The organism is Actinomadura luzonensis (genome assembly GCF_022664455.2).
GTDB classification, from domain to species: Bacteria; Actinomycetota; Actinomycetes; order Streptosporangiales; family Streptosporangiaceae; genus Nonomuraea; species Nonomuraea luzonensis.
Genome location: NZ_JAKRKC020000002.1, coordinates 253,429 through 272,145, shown reverse-complemented (window position 1 = coordinate 272,145; position 18,717 = coordinate 253,429). Strand labels below are relative to the sequence as shown.

The following is an 18,717-nucleotide window of genomic DNA, read 5'->3' as shown; positions in this document are numbered from 1 at the left end:
GCCCCAGTCTGCCGCACGCCCCGCTTCGCGCTCTCGCCTGGGCGACCGCCTCCTGGACCATTAAGCCGGGCGCTGAATCAGTTGGCCGCCTCCCGTCCCGGGCTGTGAGCTGTACGCAGCAACCGGACAAGGAGTGACGCATGAAGACCAGGCGGCTTGGGCGCAGCGCGGTGGAGGTCACGGAGCTGGGGTTCGGCGGCGGGCCGCTCGGCGGGCTGTTCACGCCGCTGACCGACGACGACGCCGCAGCGGCGCTGAGCGCGGCGTGGGAGGGAGGGATCCGCTACTTCGACACCTCCCCGCACTACGGCATCGGGCACTCCGAGCGGCGGATCGGCGCGTTCCTGCGCGAGCTGCCCCGCGCGGAGTACGTCCTGTCCACCAAGGTGGGCCGCCTGCTGCTGCCGCAGGACCCGGCCGGCCGCATGGACGAGGGTTTCCAGGTGCCCGCCACGCACCGTCGCGTGTGGGACTTCTCCCGCGACGGCGTCCGGCGCAGCGTCGAGGACTCCCTGACCCGCATGGGCGTCGACCGTTTCGACGTGCTCTTCCTGCACGACGCCGAGCAGCACTTCGAGGCGGCCCTGCGCGACGGCTACCCCGCCCTGGCCGAACTGCGCGCGGAGGGCCTGGTCGGCGCCATCGGGGCGGGCATGTACGACACCGGCCTGCTCACCCGCCTCGTCCGCGACAGTGACGTGGACGTCGTCATGCTGTCCGGTCACTACACGCTGCTGCAGCACTCCGCCCTGGACGAGCTGCTGCCGGCCTGCGCCGCCCGCGGGACCTCGATCCTGGCGGCGTCCGTCTTCAACTCCGGCCTGCTCGCCACGCCGCGCCCCGCGCCCGGCGCCCACTTCGAGTACCGGCCCGCCGCCGAGGAGGAGATCCGGCGCGCCCACCGCCTCGCCGACGTCTGCGAGGCCCACGGCGTGTCCCTGCCGGCGGCCGCCATGGCCTTCCCCCTCCGGCATCCGGCGGTCGCCGGCATCGTGGTCGGCATGCGCTCCGCCGAGGAGGTGCGGCGCAACCTGGCCGCGTTCGGCGAGCAGGTGCCCGACGGCCTGTGGGACGACCTGGTGGCGGCCGGGCTCCTGGACGGGCGCGTGCCGCGGTCCGGCGGCTGAACGGCCCGCCCCGGCACTGGGGATATCCCTAGGTCGGTCCCGGGAGCGCACCGGCGGGCTCACATGGCAGTATCTGGTGCTCGTCCGTGCCGCTGAGCCCCGCCCGTTGGGAGCGGTCATGATCCTGGCAGAGGAGAAGAGCGCCAGGCGATGGCGCGTCTGGCCGCTGAGCCCGAAGTGGAGCCTGCTGACCTCGCTCCTGCTCCTCGCCGCTCTGCTGCTCGCGCTCGTCCTGCTCAGAATGTTCGCCGGATGGCCCGGCGACGCGCTGCTGCCGGTCATCCTGGTGGCGGCGGCGGTGATCACCGGCATTCCCCTGCTCTTCATGGTGATCGAGGTGGCCGCGCAGAGCAACGGGTCCGTCGAGGCGCTCGGCTTCGGCTTCAGCTTCGGCGCGCCCGCCGCCGACAGCATGTCCTCGCAGGACCTGCCGCCGAACTTCGGCGTCCCGGAGAGTCTCCCCATCGCCGACAGCCGGGGGCCGCAGGTCATCCAGGCGCTGGAGCAGTTCCCCAGGAGCGACGTGGCCGTCATCGACCTGGAGGACGGCAGCGCGTGGTGGGAGACCCGGCTGGCGGTCGTCTGCTCGGGCGCCGCTCGGCTGAGGAGGCCGAAGGCCATCGCCTTCACGGCGACGGAGAACGAGAAGCGGCACCGCTTCGTCGGCTGGGGCGAGCCCGAACGGCTGCTGCGCGCGCTGTACCGGGCGAGACCGGAGCTTCAGCATGCCGCCGACGCGGCCGCGGCCGCCACGGCACGCTGGGCGCTCGCCTACCCGCCCGGCGGCGACCCCGTCCAAGGCATGCTGCCGCCCTTGGCCGATCCGGTCGCGGGCCACCTGGGCGCCCTGGCCTTCGCCGGATCGACGCGCAGGCTCGACGCGCCCGAGCAGTTCCTCCTGCACGAGCTGGCCAAGCTGGAAGAGCAGCGGCCGCAGGGCATCAGCGTCATCAAACTGCGCGACCTGTTCGGCGCCTTCCTGCACCGCGAGGCGGTGGACGAGAAGCAGCCGTCACAGGAGTGGATCAGGACGGTTCTGTGTTCCGAGTCGGAGTACGTGGCGGTGACCCGGTGCGGGACGTTCGTCGGCCTGCTGTCCCGCCTGGCCGTCCTGAACCAGGTGCTGCGCAGCCGGCTCTTCCCGGACGTCGACTGCGGCGACTGCCGGCCACCCGAGCAGACGGTGTGATCGAAAGCCCCCGGCGCCGGGTGCCCGGTACATGTCCGGGCAATGTCCTGGGGCCGGACCAGGCGGGGTGACACCCTGAGGCGGACAAAGCTCCGGCACGGGGAAGAGGCATCATGCGCTCCACGCGTCCCCCACGACTGCCCGCCGCACGCGGGCCCCGCCTGGCGTTGGCCGCGGCGGCCGCGAGCGTGCTGCTCACCGGCACGCCGGCCGGCGCCGCCGCCGGCGACGGCACCCTCTACGTCACCAACGGCGACTCGGGCGACATCTCGCTGTTCCGGCTCGGCCCCGCGGGGGAACCGGCGCTCGAGCCGCCGCTCATCCCCACGGGCCCGCAGCCGCGGCAGCTCCAGTTCTCCGGCGACGGCCGCACCGCCTACGTCGCCACCGCCCTGGACGACAGCGTCCACCAGTACCGCGTCGGCGACGACGGCAGGCTCACCCCGCTCACGCCGCCCGCCGTCCGGGCGGGTGACTTCCCGTTCGGCAGTCTCCTCGCGCCGTCGGGCAGGACCTTCTACACGGCCGACACGGAGGACGGCACCGTGTCGGTGTTCTCCGTCGGCTCCGACGGCCGGCTGCGCGAACCCGCCCGGCCGGTCCCCACCGGGCAGGCCGCTCCGCGCGGCCTCGCCATGACGCCCGACGGGCGCTTCCTGTTCGTCAGCCACGGCCGGCCGGCGATCACGCCGGAGGACACCGGGCCGCCCGGCTTCGTCGTCGTCTTCGCGGTCGGCCCGCAGGGCACGCTGAGCAGGATCGGCAAGCCCGTATCCGTCGAGCGCGGCGGGAACGGCATGTCGGTCACCCCCGACGGCCGCCACCTCTACGTGGCCTGCGAGGCGCTGACCAGCGTGTCGGACCGCCAGCTCTTCGGTTTCTCGATCGGCGCGGACGGCTCGCTCACGCCCGTCCCCGGCTCGCCGTACAGCGCGCCGGACGTGCCGATCGGCACGGCCGTCACCCCGGACGGGAGGCACCTCTACGTCACCAGCGGCGGCCTGAACGTCAACCCCGACATCGCCACCAAGGTATGGGGCTTCGCCATCGCCGCCGACGGGTCGCTGCGGCCCACCCCGAACGCCCCGTTCGAGGCGGGGCACGGGCCGGTCGGCGTCGCGCTGAGCGCCGACGGGCGGCGGGCCTACGTCAGCACGCTGCGCTCGGAGCTTTTCACGTTCGCCGTCGGGACGAACGGCGACCTGACGCGGATCCACGGCCCGGTCAAGACCGGCGGGCTGCGGCCGCTCTTCCAGTCCGTGTCGGTGGGGCCGGCGGGCCGGCCGGCCCGGTAGCCGGCCGGCGGGCCGCGTCAGGCGCCGGCGGTGTCGAGCCGGCCGAGCTGCTCGTCGGTGAGCTTGACGTCGAGCGCCGGCAGCGCGGCCTCGTACTGCTGGAGGGTGCGCGGCCCGATCAGCGGCACGATCGCCGGCGCCGTCTGGTGCATCAGCCACGCGAGGACCAGCGCGTTCGGGGTCACGCCCGCCTCGGCGGCCACCTCGGCGACCGCGGCCAGCCGGGCCTCGGCGTCCGGCCCCCGGTACGGGTCCATCGCCGGATGGCCCTGCCGCTTGGCCGGGTCGTCGTAGATGCCCTTGAGGATCGGCGAGTACGCCACGAGGGTCAGGTCGTCGTGCGTCTCCAGGTAGTCGAGCTGCTCGTCGTCCACGATGGAGGCGTGCCGGAGCCCGGCACGGCGCCGCAGGTAGGAGTGCTGCTGCTGGAGCGCGACGGGCGCCGGCCAGCCGTGCTGGGCGCACAGCTGCCGGATGCGCTCCAGCCGCCAGGTCCGGACGTTGGACCAGCCGATGTAGCGGGCCTTGCCGGCCTGGACGATGCCGGCGAGCGCCTCCAGCGTCTCCTCCAAAGGGGTGGCCCGGTCGTCGACGTGCACGTAGTAGAGATCGACGTGGTCGGTGCCGAGCCGGCGCAGGCTGCCGTCGATCGCCTCGCGCAACGTCTTCGCCCCGGCCCCGACGAACGTGCGGTACGCGGCGGCCCAGTCCGGCCGGCCGCCGGCCCAGACCGCGTCCAGGTCCCGTACGACGGCGCTGCCCTTGGTGGCCAGGAACACCTCGTCGCGCCGGCCGGACCTGGCCAGCCAGCGGCCGAGCAGTTCCTCGCTGTGCCCGCCGTGGCTGCCCCGGCGTTCCCACCAGCAGTAGCAGTCGGCGGTGTCGAGGAAGTTGCCGCCGGCCTCCACGTACCGGTCGAGCATCGTGACGGCCTCGTCCTCCGGCGTGACGGTGCCCATGATCATGCAGCCCAGGGCGAGCTTGCTGACCTGCTCGCCGGTACGGCCGAGTTGTACGGTCCTCATGCGATTTCTCCTGTGCCTCGGGGATTCCGGCCCGGTGCGATCAAGGCTAGGAGCTGGAGCGTGCTCCAGGTCAATCGGGACGCCGGGCGTCGTCGGCGGCGCGGTCGCCGGATTTGGGTCCAGACAAAGCCGGATGTTTCCTTCACTCTCGGGCTGATGGCTGATGGCCTACCCCCCACGGAGGCTCGCGATGGTGCTCGCCCGGATCGCTCGCTGGACCGCCGCTCTCAGCATGGCCGCGGCCACGACCTTGGCAGCAGCCCCGGCCTCCGCCGGGGCCGCGCCGCCCGACTTCCGGCCGGGCGCCCCCGGCGTCGGCGACCCCTACTTCCCCCTGGAGGGCAACGGCGGGTACGACGCCCAGCACTACGTGCTCAACCTCGCCTACGACCCCGCCACCAAGGTGCTCAAGGGCACGGTGCACATGCTGGCGCGCGCCACCCAGGACCTGTCCCGCTTCGACCTGGACTTCCAGCAGCTCACCGTCACCTCGGTCACGGTCAACGGCCGTCCGGCGGCCTACGTCCGCGACGGGCAGGAGCTGATCGTCACGCCCGGCGCGGGGCTGCGGAACCAGAGCGTGTTCGACGTGGCCGTCACCTACAACGGCGTCCCGCAGCCGCTCGGCGGCCCGATCGTGTTCGGCTCGCCGTACGGGTGGATCGCCACGGAGGACGGCGCGCTGGTGGCCTGCGAGCCGAACGCGGCCAGCACCTGGTTCCCGTCCAACGACCACCCGAGCGACAAGGCGACCTACTCCATCTCGATGACCGTCCCGAAGGGCCTCACCGTCGCCTCCAACGGGGTGCTGGCGGCGCAGGTCACGCACGGCGACACCACGACCTTCCTGTGGAACGAGCTGCGCCCGATGGCGTCGTACCTGGCGACGGCCACGATCGGGCGGTTCGACGTGCGGAAGGGCACGACGCCGGGCGGCCTGCGCGAATGGGTCGCCACCGATCCGACCGTGCCCGGCACCGAGGCCGTCTTCCAGCAGACCGCCGACATCACCGACTACTGGAGCGAGCTGTTCGGGCGCTACCCGTTCGAGGAGACGGGCGCGATCGTGGACAACGCCCCCGTCGTCGGGTTCTCGCTGGAGAACCAGACCAAGCCGCTGTACTCCGCCGTCCGCAGCGTGACCACGGTCGCGCACGAGCTGTCCCACCAGTGGTTCGGCGACAGCGTCTCGGTGCGGACTTGGCAGCACATCTGGCTCAACGAGGGCTTCGCCACCTTCGCGCAGCGCTACTGGACCGAGCACACCGGCGGGGAGACCGTCCAGGCGTGGTTCGACCGGCAGTACGCGACCAGGCCGGACGCGTTCTGGCAGGTCAAGGTGGGCGATCCGCAGCGCGACACCATGTTCGACACGGCCGTCTACAACCGTGGCGGCATGACGCTCCAGGCGCTGCGCGTCAAGATCGGCGATGAGCCCTTCTTCCGGCTGCTGCGCACGTGGGCGGCCGACCACCGCTACGGCGTGGCCGACACCGACGAGTTCGTCAGGCTCGCGGAGAAGATCTCCGGCCAGGACCTGACCGGGTTCTTCGACGTCTGGCTGTTCACCCCGGGCAAGCCGGCGACGTGGTGACGCCCTGGCCGGCGGCCCGGGGCGCGCATGCCCGGGCCGCCTGCCGAATGTCCCGTGGATGTCCTCCTCGCGTCCTGGCAGCGGGTCCCGCGCGTGCTTGACCATGAGGCGTGCAAGCCGAACGGGAAGACGCAGAGGAGACGCAATGCGAAGGTTCGCGAAGGTGCTGGCCGCGGTCGCGGGCGGCGCGATGGCGGTGGCCGGGCTCGCCGCCCCGGCGCAGGCCGAGGTGTGGTCCTGCACGAGTTTCGTGAACACGACGACCAACGTGGCGGGGGCCAGGTGCGCCGGCGGCTTCGGCACCTACCGGGTGGCGGCCAAGTGCAACTCGGCGCACTACCCCTACACGAGAACGGTCGTCGGCCCGTGGAAGACCAAGGTCTCCGGCCACGTGGGACCGTACTCCCTCGTCTCCGGCGACCCCCAGGGCTGCCACGTCGTCCAGGCCTGGTGGCAGGTCCGGTAGGCCGGCAGCCGCGTGCGCCTCGTCGCGGTCGTGGACGGCGAGAGCGCGGAGGGAGGGTTCGAGGTCCGGGCCGGTCAACGCCGCTCCTCGTCGGCGGCGGAGAGGTGCACGATGTCGAGGTCGTGGAGCCGGTCCGGGTCGGTGTCGATGGCGATGCGGGTGATCCTGCCGCCGTGGACGGCGAAGGTGATGACGGCTCTCGGCCGGCCGCGGTGTGACCAGACGGCCGCCGGAACGCCGTCGACCAGGGCGAGCCTGGCGGCCTGAGCCCGTCCGGCGAAGAAGGCCGCCACCGCCTCGGCGCCGCGGATCTCGATGGCCACCGCGTCCGGGTCGAGCAGCTCGACCAGGGCGGTGAAGTCTCCGCCCCGGGCGGCGGCGAGGAACGCCTCGACGATCTCCCGCTTCGCCGAACGCGCGGCATCGGACGCGTCGGCGGTTCCCTGCACCCGGCGCCGGGCGCGGCTGGCGAGCTGCCGGGCCGCCGCCGGGGAGCGGTCGATGATGGCGCCGATCTCGGCGAACGACACGGCGAAGACGTCGTGCAGGACGAACGCGAGCCGTTCGGCGGGAGTCAGCGTGTCCAGCACCACCATCAGCGCGACACCGACCGCGTCGGCCAGCAGCGTCTCGTCCTCGGGGGTGGCCTGGCCGGCCGGGCGGGCGTCGGGTCGCGGCGCGGCCGGCTCGGGCGGCAGCACCCCGGCCGAGCTCTCGCGCCGGGCCCGGCGCGCCTCGAGCATGTTCAGGCACACCCTGGCGACGACGGTGGTCAGCCACCCGGCCAGGTTGTCCACCTGGCCGGTGTCGGCGCGGCTGACCCGCAGCCAGGCCTCCTGCACCGCGTCCTCGGCCTCGCCGGGCGAGCCGAGCATCCGGTAGGCCACCGCGCGCAAGCGGCTCTGGTGCTCGGCGAACCGTTCGCTCAGCCAGTCCTGCTCCATCATCGGTCACATTCCTCCGTCCGGGTCTGTCATACCGGTTGACCGGCGAACACCCGCCGATGTGACAGCCGGGCCCTGACCCAGAGGTCCGGAATGTATCCACCTGAAGTGCAAGGAGCCAGGCATGAAAGCACACGTCAGCTCGATCCTGCTCGGTGTCCGGGACCTGGACCGGGCCAAGCGGTTCTACACCGACGGACTCGGCTGGAAGATCAAGAACGACTACGGCATCTCGGTGTTCTTCGAGTCGGACGGCGCCTCGCCGGTCGGCTTCTACGGCCGCGAGGGCCTGGCCGACCAGGTGGGCACGGAGCCGGCGGGCAGCGGCTTCAGCGGGCTGGTCCTGACCTACGTCGTCCGCAGCGAGGCGCGGGTCGAGGAGGTCATGGCGGAGGCCGAGAAGGCGGGCGCCACGATCCTCAAGCCCGCCGGCGCGCTGCCGTGGGGCGGGTACGGCGGCACGTTCGCCGACCCGGAGGGCTACATCTGGAGTCTCGGCTACAGCTCCAGGGGAACCGACCAGCCGTACGCCGAGTAGCCGCGATCTCCTGCCTCACAGCCGCCCGGGACGGCCGCGGCGCTTGCCGCGGCCGTCCTCCCCCGCATCGGCGTCGGCGGCCACGGCAGGGTACGGGCGGTCAGGCCGGCGAGGGGGACGGGGGCGCGGGGGTCAGGGCGACGGTCGCGTCCGAAACGTGCCAGTGCGCGCTCCTCCGGCACTGCTTGGCTGGATGCCCGCACGTCACGCGCCCTCGCCCGAACGGAAGTCATGTCCACCACCACGCTCGCCCGGCCCCGCACGCCCCTCGTCGCATGGCTCGCGATCACCTCGCTCATGCTGGGCATCTTCGCCATCGTCACCAGCGAGATCCTGCCCATCGGCCTGCTGACCGCCATCGGCGCCGATTTCGGCGTCTCCGACGGCACCACAGGGCTGACCATGACCCTGCCCGGCGTCGTCGCCGCGGTCGCCGCCCCCGCCGTCACCCTGACCACCGCGCGCCTGGACCGCCGCGTGATGCTGTGCGTCCTCATGGCGGTGCTGGCCGTGGCCGATGTGCTGGCCGCGGCGGCGACGTCCTACTGGGTGATGCTGATCTCCAGGGTGCTGGTCGGCCTCACCATCGGCGGCTTCTGGTCGATCGGGGCCGGGCTGGCCGGCCGCCTGATGCCGCCGCACGCCGTCGGCGCCGCCACCGCGGTGATCTTCTCCGCCGTGCCGCTGGGCTCCGTGCTCGGCGTGCCGGCCGGCACCCTCATCGGCGACCTCGCCGGCTGGCGGACCGCCTTCCTGGTGCTGGCCCTGCTGGCCGTCCTGGTCCTGGCCGCCCTGCTGGTGCTGCTGCCGCCCCTGCCCGCCCGCCAGGTCACCAGCCCGCGCGTCCTGCTCGGCCTGCTGCGCACCCGGCGCGCCGGCGTCGCGCTGCTGGCCACCTTCCTCATCGTCCTGGCCCACTTCGGCACCTACACCTACGTCACGCCGTTCCTCCAGGACGTCACCGGCCTGCCTCCCGCGGCGGTCAGCGCCGTCCTGCTGGCGTACGGGGTCGCCGGGATCGCCGGCAACTTCCTGGCCGGCAAGGCCGCCGCCACCCGGCTGCGGGCCGCCTTCGCGGTCTCCGGCTGCCTGATCGCGGCCACCACCCTGCTGCTGCCGTCGGCCGGCGGCACGGCCGCCGGAGCCGTGGTGTCGCTCGTCGTCTGGGGCCTGGCCTACGGAGGGGTGCCGGTCTGCTCGCAGGCGTCGTTCAGCGCCGCCGCCCCGCACGCGCCCGAGGCCGCCACGGTCGTGTTCACCTCCTCCTTCCAGGCGACCTTCGCCCTCGGCGCCTTCCTCGGCGGCCGGATCGTCGACGCCTTCGGTGTCTCGGCGGTGATGGTCTGCGGCGGGGTGGCCGCCCTGCTCATGGCGGCGTCCCTGTGGTCGCTCGGCGGCCCCCGCTGAGCCCGCCGCCGGCACGACGGGCGTGCCGCTCGGGCGGCCTGCGGTCCGCTCAGCCCATCGAGATGAGGATGGGCGCGACGTAGCGCCCGCGGTCGCCCGGGTGCCGGTCGGCCCCGTGGACCATCGTCGGCAGGGCCGCGGGCCCCTGGACGGGCCCCAGCCCGGTGAGCCACGGACGCAGGCCCGGGTAGGCGTCCAGCAGGTCGATCCGCACATCGCGGTCGGCGCCGTGGGCGGCGGCCAGGATGAGCTCGCGGGCGGCCTCCTCCGAAGGCGCGGCCACGGGGCCGATGACTCGGTGCGGGCCGGCGTTCCAGGCGACGGCGAAGCCGCCGTCGGTGACGACCGTGCGCTCGGCCCTGGCCAGCAGGGCGGCCAGCGCCTTGCTCCGGTCGGCGCCGGTGACCTCGGCGTCCAGGCCGAGCAGCGCGGCGTGGTCGTCCGGGGTGGCCACGCGCACCGCGGGCGTCGGCGCGGACGTCCGCAGCGGGCCCATGGTGATCGTCAGGCTGCCCGCGGGCCGGAAGCCCAGCCGCTCGTAGACGGGACGCCCGAAGCGGGTCGCGGTCAGCTCCACGACGCGGCCGCCGGCGACCTCCAAGGCGTGCCGCATCAGCCGGGTGCCGAGCCCCTGCCTGCCGTACCGGCCGGCGACCAGCATCATGCCGACGTCGGCCAGCGAGTCGCCGTAGCGGGTCACCACGACGCACCCGGCCAGGCCGTCGCCGTCGGGCGCGTCGACGGCGTAGACCTCGCCCGCCTCGAACATCAGCCGCCATTTGGCCTCGTCGGTGGACCATTCGCGGTCGCTCTCGAGCCGCCGGCACAGGGGCAGGTCCTCGGGGCCGAGAAGCCGGATGTCGTTCACAGGCGAGAACCTACTGGGCGGGAGCGCCGGCGCCGCGGCCGCGTCCAACATTGGGATAACGATCGTCTCCCGGGACGGTTGTGAGCGGCGTGCTGGCGCTCGTCGCCGTCCCGGCGCAGGCGGCGCAGAAGGACCCCGTCAGCGCGCTCAAGGCCACGATGGCGCCCGGCCACGGCGTACGCTTCACCGACACCGTCACGTGGGGCGACGGCCTCGACGAGATGGGGGCCCGCGACGCCAAGGGCGCCTTCCAGTTCGGCAAGAAGGGCGTGGCCGCCTTCGAGCTCACCATGGACTACGGCGATGAGCAGGAGCGCGTCATCTCCATCGGCAAGACCGGCTACTACTCGGGCGGCGTCCTGGAGGGCCGGCTCCCCAAGGGCAAGACCTGGCTCAAGGACGTCGGCGGCGCCATCCCCGACTCCTGGGCCCAGTGGCTCAACCCGGCCGAGCCCGCGACCCTGGCCGCGCTCATGAAGAAGGGCGTGCGGACCGGCGGCTCGGTCACCGGCTCCATCACCCTCAAGGAGCTCAAGGCGGTCTCGGCCTGGGTCGCCGCCGCCGGCGTCCGCAAGCAGTACGACGGGATCAAGATGTCCTACACCCTCACGCTGGGCTCGTCGGGCCTGGTGAACCGGCTGCGGACGTCGTACACGGTGACGGAGGACGGCAAGCTCAGCGAGGTCACCGTCGACAGCCGCTACACCGGATGGGGCAGCAAGGTGTCGATCAAGGCGCCGGACCCGGGCACGGTGACCACCCGGTACCGCTGACCCCGGGCCGTCCCTACCGCGTCACCCACGCGTGCAGCGGGACGTGGTCGGACCACGTGCTCCTGGCGTAGTCGACGAAGCATCGGCGGACGCGCCCGTCGCCGGCGAACACGTAATCGATCTTCCGTTTGCCGGTGACGTAGGTCCAGCGCCGGCGCGGGTCGCATTCGTCGCGGCCCCGGTAGGCCGCGGCGGCGTCGCGCGGCACCAGGTTGAGGTCGCCGCCGATCACGCCCCGGCCCAGCGTGAACAGCTCGCGAAGCTGGACGCGCCGGTAGGGCCTGCCCTTCTGCCTGTCGTCGTAGACCGAGCCGGACGAGAAGTGCGCGGTGCAGAACGCCCGGTCGGCCGTGCAGACGGCGTACCTGCGGGCTCCCCACGGCGGCGAGGTCAGCGGACGCACGACCAGGCCGGCGTCCGCTCCCGCCACGGCCAGGGTGACGCTCAGCACGCCGCGCGGCCTGCCGCTCATGTCGGGATAGCACCGGTACGGGGAGCCGTCGGCGTACGAGAGCCCGGCCGACCTGACGCTCCAGGCCCGGCCGGTACGGCGTTCGAGCTCGCGTTCCAGGTCGGCCTCCGCGCCCGTGCAGAACTCCTGGAGGAAGACCACGTCCGCGTCGGTCGCCAGCACCGCGACGTGCCAGGCCAGCTCGGCGGCCGGGCGGCGGAAGAGCGCGCACCCCGCGTTCGTGCCCGCGCAGACGTTCCACGTCATCACGTGGACGACAGGGGGCTGAGCCTGTACGGACACGTTCGGGGACAACAGCACGGCGAGCACGAGCTGCCTGATCAGCATGCAGTACGCGATGCTCACGCCTGCGAGCATCGCCGCCTCCTCGCGCCGCGACCCGCCGGTTCGGCGCCGCCCGGTGGTGACGGGCAAGCCGGCCGCCTGGGAGAGACCCGGCCCCTGGGCGACCGCAGATCGCTTTTCCTGCTCACCCGTCGAGTATGCCCCGCGCCCGCCGCAGCGTCCGAGCCGCGCCGAGGATCACGCAACGGTGGCCGGGCCGGGCGCGATGAACGGCCGTGAGCGGATTCGCTGCCCTGTTGAGGCGTCACTGGCCCGCGCTGATCGTGGGCGCTGCGGTTGTCCTGTCGTTCGCCGTGACGTACGTCGTCGATGTCGTGCAGCTCGACGAGATACGGGCGCAGGTCAACCGTGCCGCCGAGTTCCTGGTGTTCATCGTTGCGGCCCTGTCCGTGCCGCGGTGCCTCGTCCAGGCCGACGCGTCACGCGCACGCCCCCGGCGCAACCCCGAAGCGTACGCGGCTGCGGCGGTCGCGCTGGTCACGGTCGTCGTGGGCGCACTCCCCAGCGAACTCCTCGGCTCCCGAGGTGAGGATTTCCTGGACGCGCTTCGATCCTTTCTCGCCGTCTGCGTGGCGGCCCTCATCACCTTCGCCGTCTTCCGCGTCCAAGCCCGCAACGAGCGAGCCGCGCCGCCCCGGACGCGGCTGCACGCGGCCGACGACCTGGAGGAGAAGTTCACCGCGATGGCGCAGCAGCTCTCCGCGTCCGCGGCCACGTTCGCCCTGCTCCAGGCGGAGATGACGGCGCGGGCGCACGCGGCTCGGGAGCTCGCTCGCGAGGCGGAGGAGAATCGGCGCCATGCTGAGCAGAGCCGCACCTATGCCGATGATCAGCGGGCGGCGCTGGAGGCGGTGGAACGCCTGGTCGCGGCTCGCGCCGAGCCGATCGTCGACGCCATCGAGCGGCGCTCACGCCGCTCTCAAGTGATCTTCCTGGCGGTGGGCGCCGTCCTGGGCACGGTCCTGCAACTTCTCACCCAACAGTGGTTCAGCTTCTGACCGCCTGGCCGGCACCCGCGCGGGCGGGCGGCGGCGTTCCGGGTGCGCGGTCATGCCGCCAGGCGGGTGCCGCGGCGCCAGACGGCGCGGGTGTTGAGGGTGTCGCTGATGTCGCTGAGCGGGTCGCCGTCGACCAGCAGCAGGTCGGCGCGGAGTCCTTCGGCGATGCGGCCCCGGTCGCTGAGGCGGAAGCGGCGGGCGGTGGTCGCCGTGGCGGCGCGCAGGGCCCGGGCGGGCGTGAGGCCGGCGGCCACCAGGTGTCGCAGTTCGTGGTGCAGGCTGGCGCCGTGCGCGAGGCCCCCGAAGAACGGCTCGGGCACGGAGACGTCGGTGCCGGCCAGCAGGTCGACGCCGGCGGCGTCCAGGGCGCGCACGGTGTCGTACACGTCGTCGAGCTTGCCCTGCGGGTAGCGGTCGTAGCTGGAGCGCAGGGTCCGGTCCCACCTGTCGTCCAGGCGGGCGGCGACGCGGGGGTCGTCGGCGAGGTCGCCGGCGGTGATCCCCATCATCGAGGCGTTGAGCGTGATGCAGGGGATGACGAACATGCCCGCGTCCTTGACGAGGCCGATGATCTCGTCGGTGTGCGGCTGGTCCATGAACACGTGGGTGACGCCGTCGACGCCGGCTTCGGCGGCCATCCTGGTGGCCTCGGCGGTCAGTGCGTGGGCGACGGTGAGGGCGCCGTACTTCCTGGCCTCGGCGGCGGCGGCGTTCACGGTGGCCTGGTCGAGCGTGGGCAGGCCGGGGTGTCCCTCCACGGTGCCGTCGTCGATCATGAGCTTGATGTAGTCGGAGCCCCGCGCGAGGAGCTGGGGGACGAAGGCGGCCGCCTCCTCCGGAGTGGTGGAGAACGGCATCAGGGGCATCACCGGGGGGAGGTCCCACGTGGGCCGGAAGCCTTCGGGCATCAGCTCGCTCGGGTGGCCGCCGGGCGGCGTGATGGCGAAGCCGGAGGAGCGCACGTCGGCCAGAGTGTCGTCGTCGGTGATGAGCCCCCGGTTCTCCCGGGTGTTCATGCCCTGCATCTCCAGCTCGGTCGTCACCCCGAACCGCAGCGCGAGCGCCAGGGAGCCCGGGGCGGAGTGGACGTGGGCGTCGATGAGCCCCGGCAGCAGGGTGGCGCCGCCGCCGTCGACGATCTCGCTGCCTTCGGGAGCGTCGCCGCCGACGCGGGCGATCCTTCCGCCGTCGATGACCACGGTCCGCACGCCGACCGCCTTCTCCCCGTCGAAGATCTGCGCGTTGGTGATCGCGGTGAGCGCCATGGCGGTCCGCCTCGTTTCTCTCGCTCGCTCAAATTACATACCTAAAGCTATGCGTTTACCGGTTGCTATGCAAATGCCCGGGCGCGGCCTAGAATCGGGCGCATGACCGGCGCGTCCTTCTCCGAGCAGCCCTCCGACGACCCGGCGCTGGACCAGATCGGCCCGGCGCTGTCACGGCTGCGGCGCCGCGCGCCGGCGTCGGGCAAGGACCTCTCCCGCAACCTCGTGCTCAACGTGATCGCCGACGCGCCGGGCGAGACGACCGTCGGCGGCCTGGCCGCCGAGATGGGCGTCGCCCAGCCGGTGGCCAGCCGGACCGTCGCCGCCTGCATCGAGGAGGGGCTGCTGCGGCGGGCGGCGTCCCAGGCCGACGGCCGCCGCACCGTGCTCGAGCTCACCGAGCGCGGCGAGGCCGAACGCACCCGCTTCGCCGCCGAACAGCGCAAGGCGTTCCTGGAGATCACCGCGGCCTGGTCGCCGGAGGAGCGGGTCCAGTTCGCGCGCCTGCTGGCCCGTTACGGCGCCGACGCCACCGCGTGGTCCAGGAGACAGGCCGCCGGCCGCGACTGAACGAGCGCCGTCAAGGGGACAAGGCAAGCTCGTCGAGCACGGACGCCGCGAGCGTCGCGGCGCTGGGCTGGTACCGGTGGGCCAGGGTGTGGAAGACCGTCTCGGCGCGGATCCCCGGCCAGTCGGCGGGCAGGTGCTCGGCGGGCAGCCGGGGGTCCTGGCGGACCAGCTGCAGCCAGTCGGTGTGCAGGAACAGCTGCCTGGCCAGGTCGTCGGCGGCCGACGGCAGCGGGTGCGCGGTGTCCCAGCGGTCGAGGAAGGCCCGGTAGCGTTCGGCGATCTGGTCGGCGTCGAACGCCTTGCGCACCAGGTCGGCCGACTCCGTCGGCTTGAGCGCCCGCGCCTGCAGCACGGTCACGTTGTCGCCCAGGCCCAGCGGGGCCAGCGTCGCCTCGACGTCCTTCGTCCCGGGCGCGATCCACAGGCCGCCCTGCAGCAGCCCGAACCCGGCCCAGACGAGCTGGGAGCGCAGGTCGTGGCGGGTGCTGCGCTCGCTGCCCGGCAGTGAGAAGCCGACCAGCGTCCAGGTGCCGTCCCAGTCGCGGTTGACCGCGCCCCTCTCCCAGACCTGCCGGCGCCCGTCGTCGAGCACGCTCGTGGCGTGCGGCGTGAGCCCGAAGTAGACCTTCTTGCCGTGGCGGTGCCGGGCCAGCAGGTTGCGCTTGACCATGCGGGTGAGGGTCGAGCGCACCGCCTCCTCCGAGACGCCGAGGCGGGCGAAGACGTCGATGACGCTGCCCGAGTAGACCGCGGTGTCGCGCCCCAGCACGTAGATGCCGAGGAAGCTGAACATCAGCGACTGGGGGCGCGCCGAGGGCAGCCGGTCCTGCTCGTCGTCGTGCTTCACAGGCACGAGGGTAGACCGGACGGAGATGTCGGGCAAAGTCTTGACTTAGGTCGCAATTGTGCCCAACGTAGTGCCCGACGCCCTCTCCCCCGATGTGAGGAGCCCCCCTCTCATGTCCGATCCCGTCCAGCTGCGCCGCGCGGTGGCCTCGAGCTTCCTCGGCAGCGTCATCGAGTACTACGACTTCCTCCTGTACGCCACGGCGTCGGCCGTCGTGTTCAACAAGGTCTTCTTCTCCAGCCTCGACCCCCTGATCGCCACGGTGGCCAGCCTCGGCACGTTCGCCACCGGCTACCTGGCCCGGCCGATCGGCGGCGTGATCTTCGGCCACTACGGCGACCGGCTGGGCCGCAAGCGCATGCTGGTGCTCACCATGGTGCTGATGGGCGCGGCCAGCTTCCTCATCGGGCTGCTGCCCACGTACGCGCAGGCCGGGGTGCTCGCGCCGATCGCGCTCGTCCTGCTCAGGATCGTGCAGGGGGTCGCGGTCGGCGGCGAGTGGGGCGGCGCGGTGCTCATGTCCGCCGAGCACGCCACCGCCCGCCGCGGCCTGTGGGCGAGCTTCACCAACGCCGGCGCGCCGTTCGGCATGGTGTTGTCCACGGCCGCGCTGAGCGGCACGGCCGCCGTGCTCGGCAACGAGGCGTTCCTGTCCTGGGGCTGGCGGGTGCCGTTCCTGATCAGCGTCGTGCTGCTCGCGATCGGCCTGTTCGTCCGGACGCGGGTGGCGGAGACCCCGGTGTTCAGCGCCGCCGTCAAGGAGAGCGCCTCCAGGATGCCGCTGCTGGACGTGCTGCGCGACCACCCCAGGACGCTGTTGCTCGGGGCCGGCGTGGGGCTGGCGGCGTTCGTGGCGCAGGGCACGCTGACGACGTTCCTCATCGCCTACGGCGTCGCGGCCGGCTTCGAGCGGCAGACCGTGCTGAACGGCCTCACCCTGTCGTCGGCGCTGGCCGTGATCGGCATCCTCGGCTGGTCGGCCCTGTCCGACCGGATCGGGCGGCGGCCGGTCGTCGTGGCCGGCGCGCTGATCATGGCGGTGTTCGCGTTCGCGCTGTTCCCGCTGGTGCAGACGGGCAGCGCCGGGCTGCTCACCGCCGCGCTCGTCCTCGGCCAGTCCGTGGTGCACCCGATGATGTACGGCCCGCTGGCCGCGCTGTACACCGAGCTGTTCAGCACCCGTACCCGCTACACCGGCGCGTCGCTCGGCTACCAGCTGGCCGGGCTCGGCGCCGGGCTGGCGCCCGTGCTGTTCGCCCAGATCCAGGCCTCGACCGGCGGCGACGGCACCCTCGTGATCTCGGCCGTCATCGCCGCGTCGTGCCTGCTGGCCGTGGTCTGCACGCTGGCGCTGAAGGAGACCAGCCGCGGCGACCTGGCGGAGCCGTCCGCCGTCGCGGGAAAGACCCTCACCTCCTGACGGGAGAGGCACGCTCATGCAGAACTCCGGGATCGGCGGCTGGCCGGCGCGGCGGGCCATGATGACGCCGGACCGCACGGCCTTCGTCTTCGAGGACCGCTCACTGACGTACGCCGAGGTGCACGAACGGGTGACGAGGCTGGCGGCGCGGCTGCGGGACGCCGGCGTGCGGCCCGGGGACCGGGTCGCCTACCTCGGCCCGAACCACCCCGCGTTCGCGGAGACCATGTTCGCCACGCACGCCCTCGGCGGGATCTTCGTGCCGCTGAACTTCCGGCTCGCCGCGCCCGAGGTCGGCTACATGCTGGCGCACTGCGGCGCGAAGGCGCTGGTGCACGCCCCGCAGTGCGCCGGCGTGGTGGAGGCGCTGACCGGCACGCCGGATCTGGACCTGATCGTCCCGCTCGGCGCCTACGAGAGCTGGCTCGCGGCGGGCGACCCCACCCCCGCCGACGTGCCGGTGGCGCGGGACGACCTCGCGCTCATCCTGTACACCTCCGGCACCACCGGGCGGCCCAAGGGCGCCACGCTCAGTCACGCCAACCTGATCTGGAACACCTTCAACATGCTCATCGGGGTCGACGTGGCCGGCGACGAGACGACGCTGGTCAGCGCCCCGCTGTTCCACGTCGCGGCGCTGAACCAGACGTTGCTGCCGACCTTCGCCAAGGGCGGCCGGTCGGTGATCATGCCGTCGTGGGACGTGGACGCCTGCTACGACCTGATCGAGAAGCACCGGGTGACCTGGATGTTCGGGGTCACCACGATGTTCGCCGCGCTCGCCGCCTCCCCGCGCTGGGCCGGGGCGGACCTGTCGTCGCTGCGCACGCTGATGTCCGGCGGGGCGGCGGTCCCGCCCGCCCTGATCCGCGCCTACCAGGAGCGCGGGCTGGTGTTCTGCCAGGGGTACGGCATGACCGAGACCGCGCCGGGCGCGACGTTCCTGGAGGCCAGCCAGAGCACGCGCAAGGCCGGCTCGGCGGGCGTGCCCGTCTTCTTCGCCGACGTCCGGGTCGTCCGGGCGGACCTGAGCGACGCCGCGCCCGGCGAGACCGGCGAGGTCCTGATCCAGGGCCCGAACGTCACCCCCGGCTACTGGGAGGACCCGGGGGCCACCGCCGCCGCCTTCGCCGAGGACGGCTGGTTCCGCTCCGGCGACGTGGCGTACCGCGACGCCGAGGGACACCTGTACATCGTGGACCGGGTGAAGGACATGTACATCTCCGGCGGCGAGAACGTCTATCCGGCGGAGGTGGAGGCGGCGCTCTACGAGCACCCCGCGGTGGGCGAGGCGGCGGTGGTCGGCGTCGCGGACGAGACATGGGGCGAGAGCGGCCGCGCGTTCGTGGTGGTCCGTCCCGGGCACGCCGTCACGGGCGAGGAGCTGCGCGCGTTCCTGCTCCCCCGGCTGGCCAAATACAAGATCCCCCGGTACGTCACCTTCGTCGACGACCTGCCGAAGACCGGCTCCGGCAAGATCCAGAAGCTCAAGCTGCGGGACCTGCCGGGCGTCGGCGGCTGACCCGCATTCGTTTCCCGGCATCCGGAAACCGGCGTTCCGCAGCCGTGGTGAC

The 18,717-nt window shown here is 72.9% G+C and carries 18 protein-coding genes; 12 read left to right on the top strand and 6 right to left on the bottom strand.

Annotated features, from left to right (window positions below):
* Positions 1-140: 140 nt before the first annotated feature.
* The 3 genes from MF672_RS31470 to MF672_RS31460 all read left to right on the top strand — a co-directional run bounded on the left by MF672_RS31470 (position 141) and on the right by MF672_RS31460 (position 3,611).
* On the top strand, positions 141-1,127 hold the full coding sequence (locus tag MF672_RS31470) for an aldo/keto reductase (protein ID WP_242371191.1): 987 nt from the start codon (positions 141-143) through the stop codon (positions 1,125-1,127).
* Positions 1,128-1,245: 118 nt separating this feature from the next.
* The gene (locus tag MF672_RS31465; protein WP_242371189.1) at positions 1,246-2,316 is read left to right on the top strand and encodes a hypothetical protein; all 1,071 of its coding nucleotides are present in this window, start codon (positions 1,246-1,248) and stop codon (positions 2,314-2,316) included.
* A 113-nt stretch (positions 2,317-2,429) separates the two neighbouring features.
* Positions 2,430-3,611, top strand: coding sequence for a lactonase family protein (locus MF672_RS31460; RefSeq protein ID WP_242371187.1), 1,182 nt, complete (start codon positions 2,430-2,432; stop codon positions 3,609-3,611).
* A 17-nt stretch (positions 3,612-3,628) separates the two neighbouring features.
* Here the strand turns inward: MF672_RS31460 and MF672_RS31455 are convergent, their stop codons facing one another.
* Positions 3,629-4,636: an aldo/keto reductase gene (locus MF672_RS31455; protein ID WP_242371184.1), complete on the bottom strand. Its 1,008-nt coding sequence runs from the start codon at positions 4,634-4,636 to the stop codon at positions 3,629-3,631.
* Positions 4,637-4,826: 190 nt separating this feature from the next.
* On the opposite strand from MF672_RS31455, the gene MF672_RS31450 reads away from it, so the two are divergent.
* On the top strand, positions 4,827-6,230 hold the full coding sequence (locus tag MF672_RS31450; RefSeq protein WP_242371181.1) for a M1 family metallopeptidase: 1,404 nt from the start codon (positions 4,827-4,829) through the stop codon (positions 6,228-6,230).
* A 145-nt stretch (positions 6,231-6,375) separates the two neighbouring features.
* Positions 6,376-6,696 carry a hypothetical protein gene (locus MF672_RS31445; protein ID WP_242371179.1) on the top strand — a complete coding sequence of 107 codons (321 nt, stop codon included), beginning with the start codon at positions 6,376-6,378 and terminating at the stop codon, positions 6,694-6,696.
* Positions 6,697-6,770: 74 nt separating this feature from the next.
* Here the strand turns inward: MF672_RS31445 and MF672_RS31440 are convergent, their stop codons facing one another.
* The gene (locus MF672_RS31440) at positions 6,771-7,643 is read right to left on the bottom strand and encodes a sigma-70 family RNA polymerase sigma factor (RefSeq protein WP_242371178.1); all 873 of its coding nucleotides are present in this window, start codon (positions 7,641-7,643) and stop codon (positions 6,771-6,773) included.
* A gap of 121 nt (positions 7,644-7,764) precedes the next feature.
* On the opposite strand from MF672_RS31440, the gene MF672_RS31435 reads away from it, so the two are divergent.
* Complete coding sequence (locus MF672_RS31435; RefSeq protein ID WP_242371176.1) at positions 7,765-8,178, top strand: VOC family protein; 414 nt, start codon at positions 7,765-7,767, stop codon at positions 8,176-8,178.
* A gap of 231 nt (positions 8,179-8,409) precedes the next feature.
* On the top strand, positions 8,410-9,585 hold the full coding sequence (locus MF672_RS31430; protein WP_242371174.1) for an MFS transporter: 1,176 nt from the start codon (positions 8,410-8,412) through the stop codon (positions 9,583-9,585).
* A 49-nt stretch (positions 9,586-9,634) separates the two neighbouring features.
* Here the strand turns inward: MF672_RS31430 and MF672_RS31425 are convergent, their stop codons facing one another.
* Positions 9,635-10,453, bottom strand: coding sequence for a GNAT family N-acetyltransferase (locus MF672_RS31425; protein WP_242371172.1), 819 nt, complete (start codon positions 10,451-10,453; stop codon positions 9,635-9,637).
* Positions 10,454-10,533: 80 nt separating this feature from the next.
* On the opposite strand from MF672_RS31425, the gene MF672_RS31420 reads away from it, so the two are divergent.
* Positions 10,534-11,226 (top strand): hypothetical protein, encoded by a 693-nt coding sequence (locus tag MF672_RS31420; RefSeq protein ID WP_242371171.1) that lies wholly within the window; start codon positions 10,534-10,536, stop codon positions 11,224-11,226.
* A 13-nt stretch (positions 11,227-11,239) separates the two neighbouring features.
* Here MF672_RS31420 and MF672_RS31415 read toward each other — a convergent pair whose 3' ends face one another.
* Positions 11,240-12,055 carry an endonuclease/exonuclease/phosphatase family protein gene (locus tag MF672_RS31415; RefSeq protein ID WP_242371170.1) on the bottom strand — a complete coding sequence of 272 codons (816 nt, stop codon included), beginning with the start codon at positions 12,053-12,055 and terminating at the stop codon, positions 11,240-11,242.
* Between the two features lie 203 nt (positions 12,056-12,258).
* On the opposite strand from MF672_RS31415, the gene MF672_RS31410 reads away from it, so the two are divergent.
* A complete protein-coding gene (locus MF672_RS31410; protein WP_242371169.1) occupies positions 12,259-13,041 on the top strand; it encodes a hypothetical protein in 783 nt (260 codons plus the stop codon).
* Positions 13,042-13,091: 50 nt separating this feature from the next.
* On the opposite strand, the gene MF672_RS31405 is transcribed toward MF672_RS31410, so the two are convergent.
* Positions 13,092-14,306, bottom strand: a complete 1,215-nt coding sequence (locus MF672_RS31405; protein ID WP_242371168.1) for an amidohydrolase family protein — start codon at positions 14,304-14,306, stop codon at positions 13,092-13,094.
* A 102-nt stretch (positions 14,307-14,408) separates the two neighbouring features.
* Between MF672_RS31405 and MF672_RS31400 the strand changes: the two genes are divergently transcribed.
* A complete protein-coding gene (locus MF672_RS31400) occupies positions 14,409-14,876 on the top strand; it encodes a MarR family winged helix-turn-helix transcriptional regulator (protein ID WP_242371167.1) in 468 nt (155 codons plus the stop codon).
* Positions 14,877-14,886: 10 nt separating this feature from the next.
* Here the strand turns inward: MF672_RS31400 and MF672_RS31395 are convergent, their stop codons facing one another.
* Complete coding sequence (locus tag MF672_RS31395) at positions 14,887-15,723, bottom strand: PaaX family transcriptional regulator (protein ID WP_242371166.1); 837 nt, start codon at positions 15,721-15,723, stop codon at positions 14,887-14,889.
* A gap of 112 nt (positions 15,724-15,835) precedes the next feature.
* Between MF672_RS31395 and MF672_RS31390 the strand changes: the two genes are divergently transcribed.
* A complete protein-coding gene (locus MF672_RS31390; protein WP_242371161.1) occupies positions 15,836-17,143 on the top strand; it encodes an MFS transporter in 1,308 nt (435 codons plus the stop codon).
* 16 nt (positions 17,144-17,159) lie between these two features.
* On the top strand, positions 17,160-18,665 hold the full coding sequence (locus MF672_RS31385; RefSeq protein WP_242371158.1) for an acyl-CoA synthetase: 1,506 nt from the start codon (positions 17,160-17,162) through the stop codon (positions 18,663-18,665).
* The last annotated feature ends 52 nt before the right edge of the window (positions 18,666-18,717 follow it).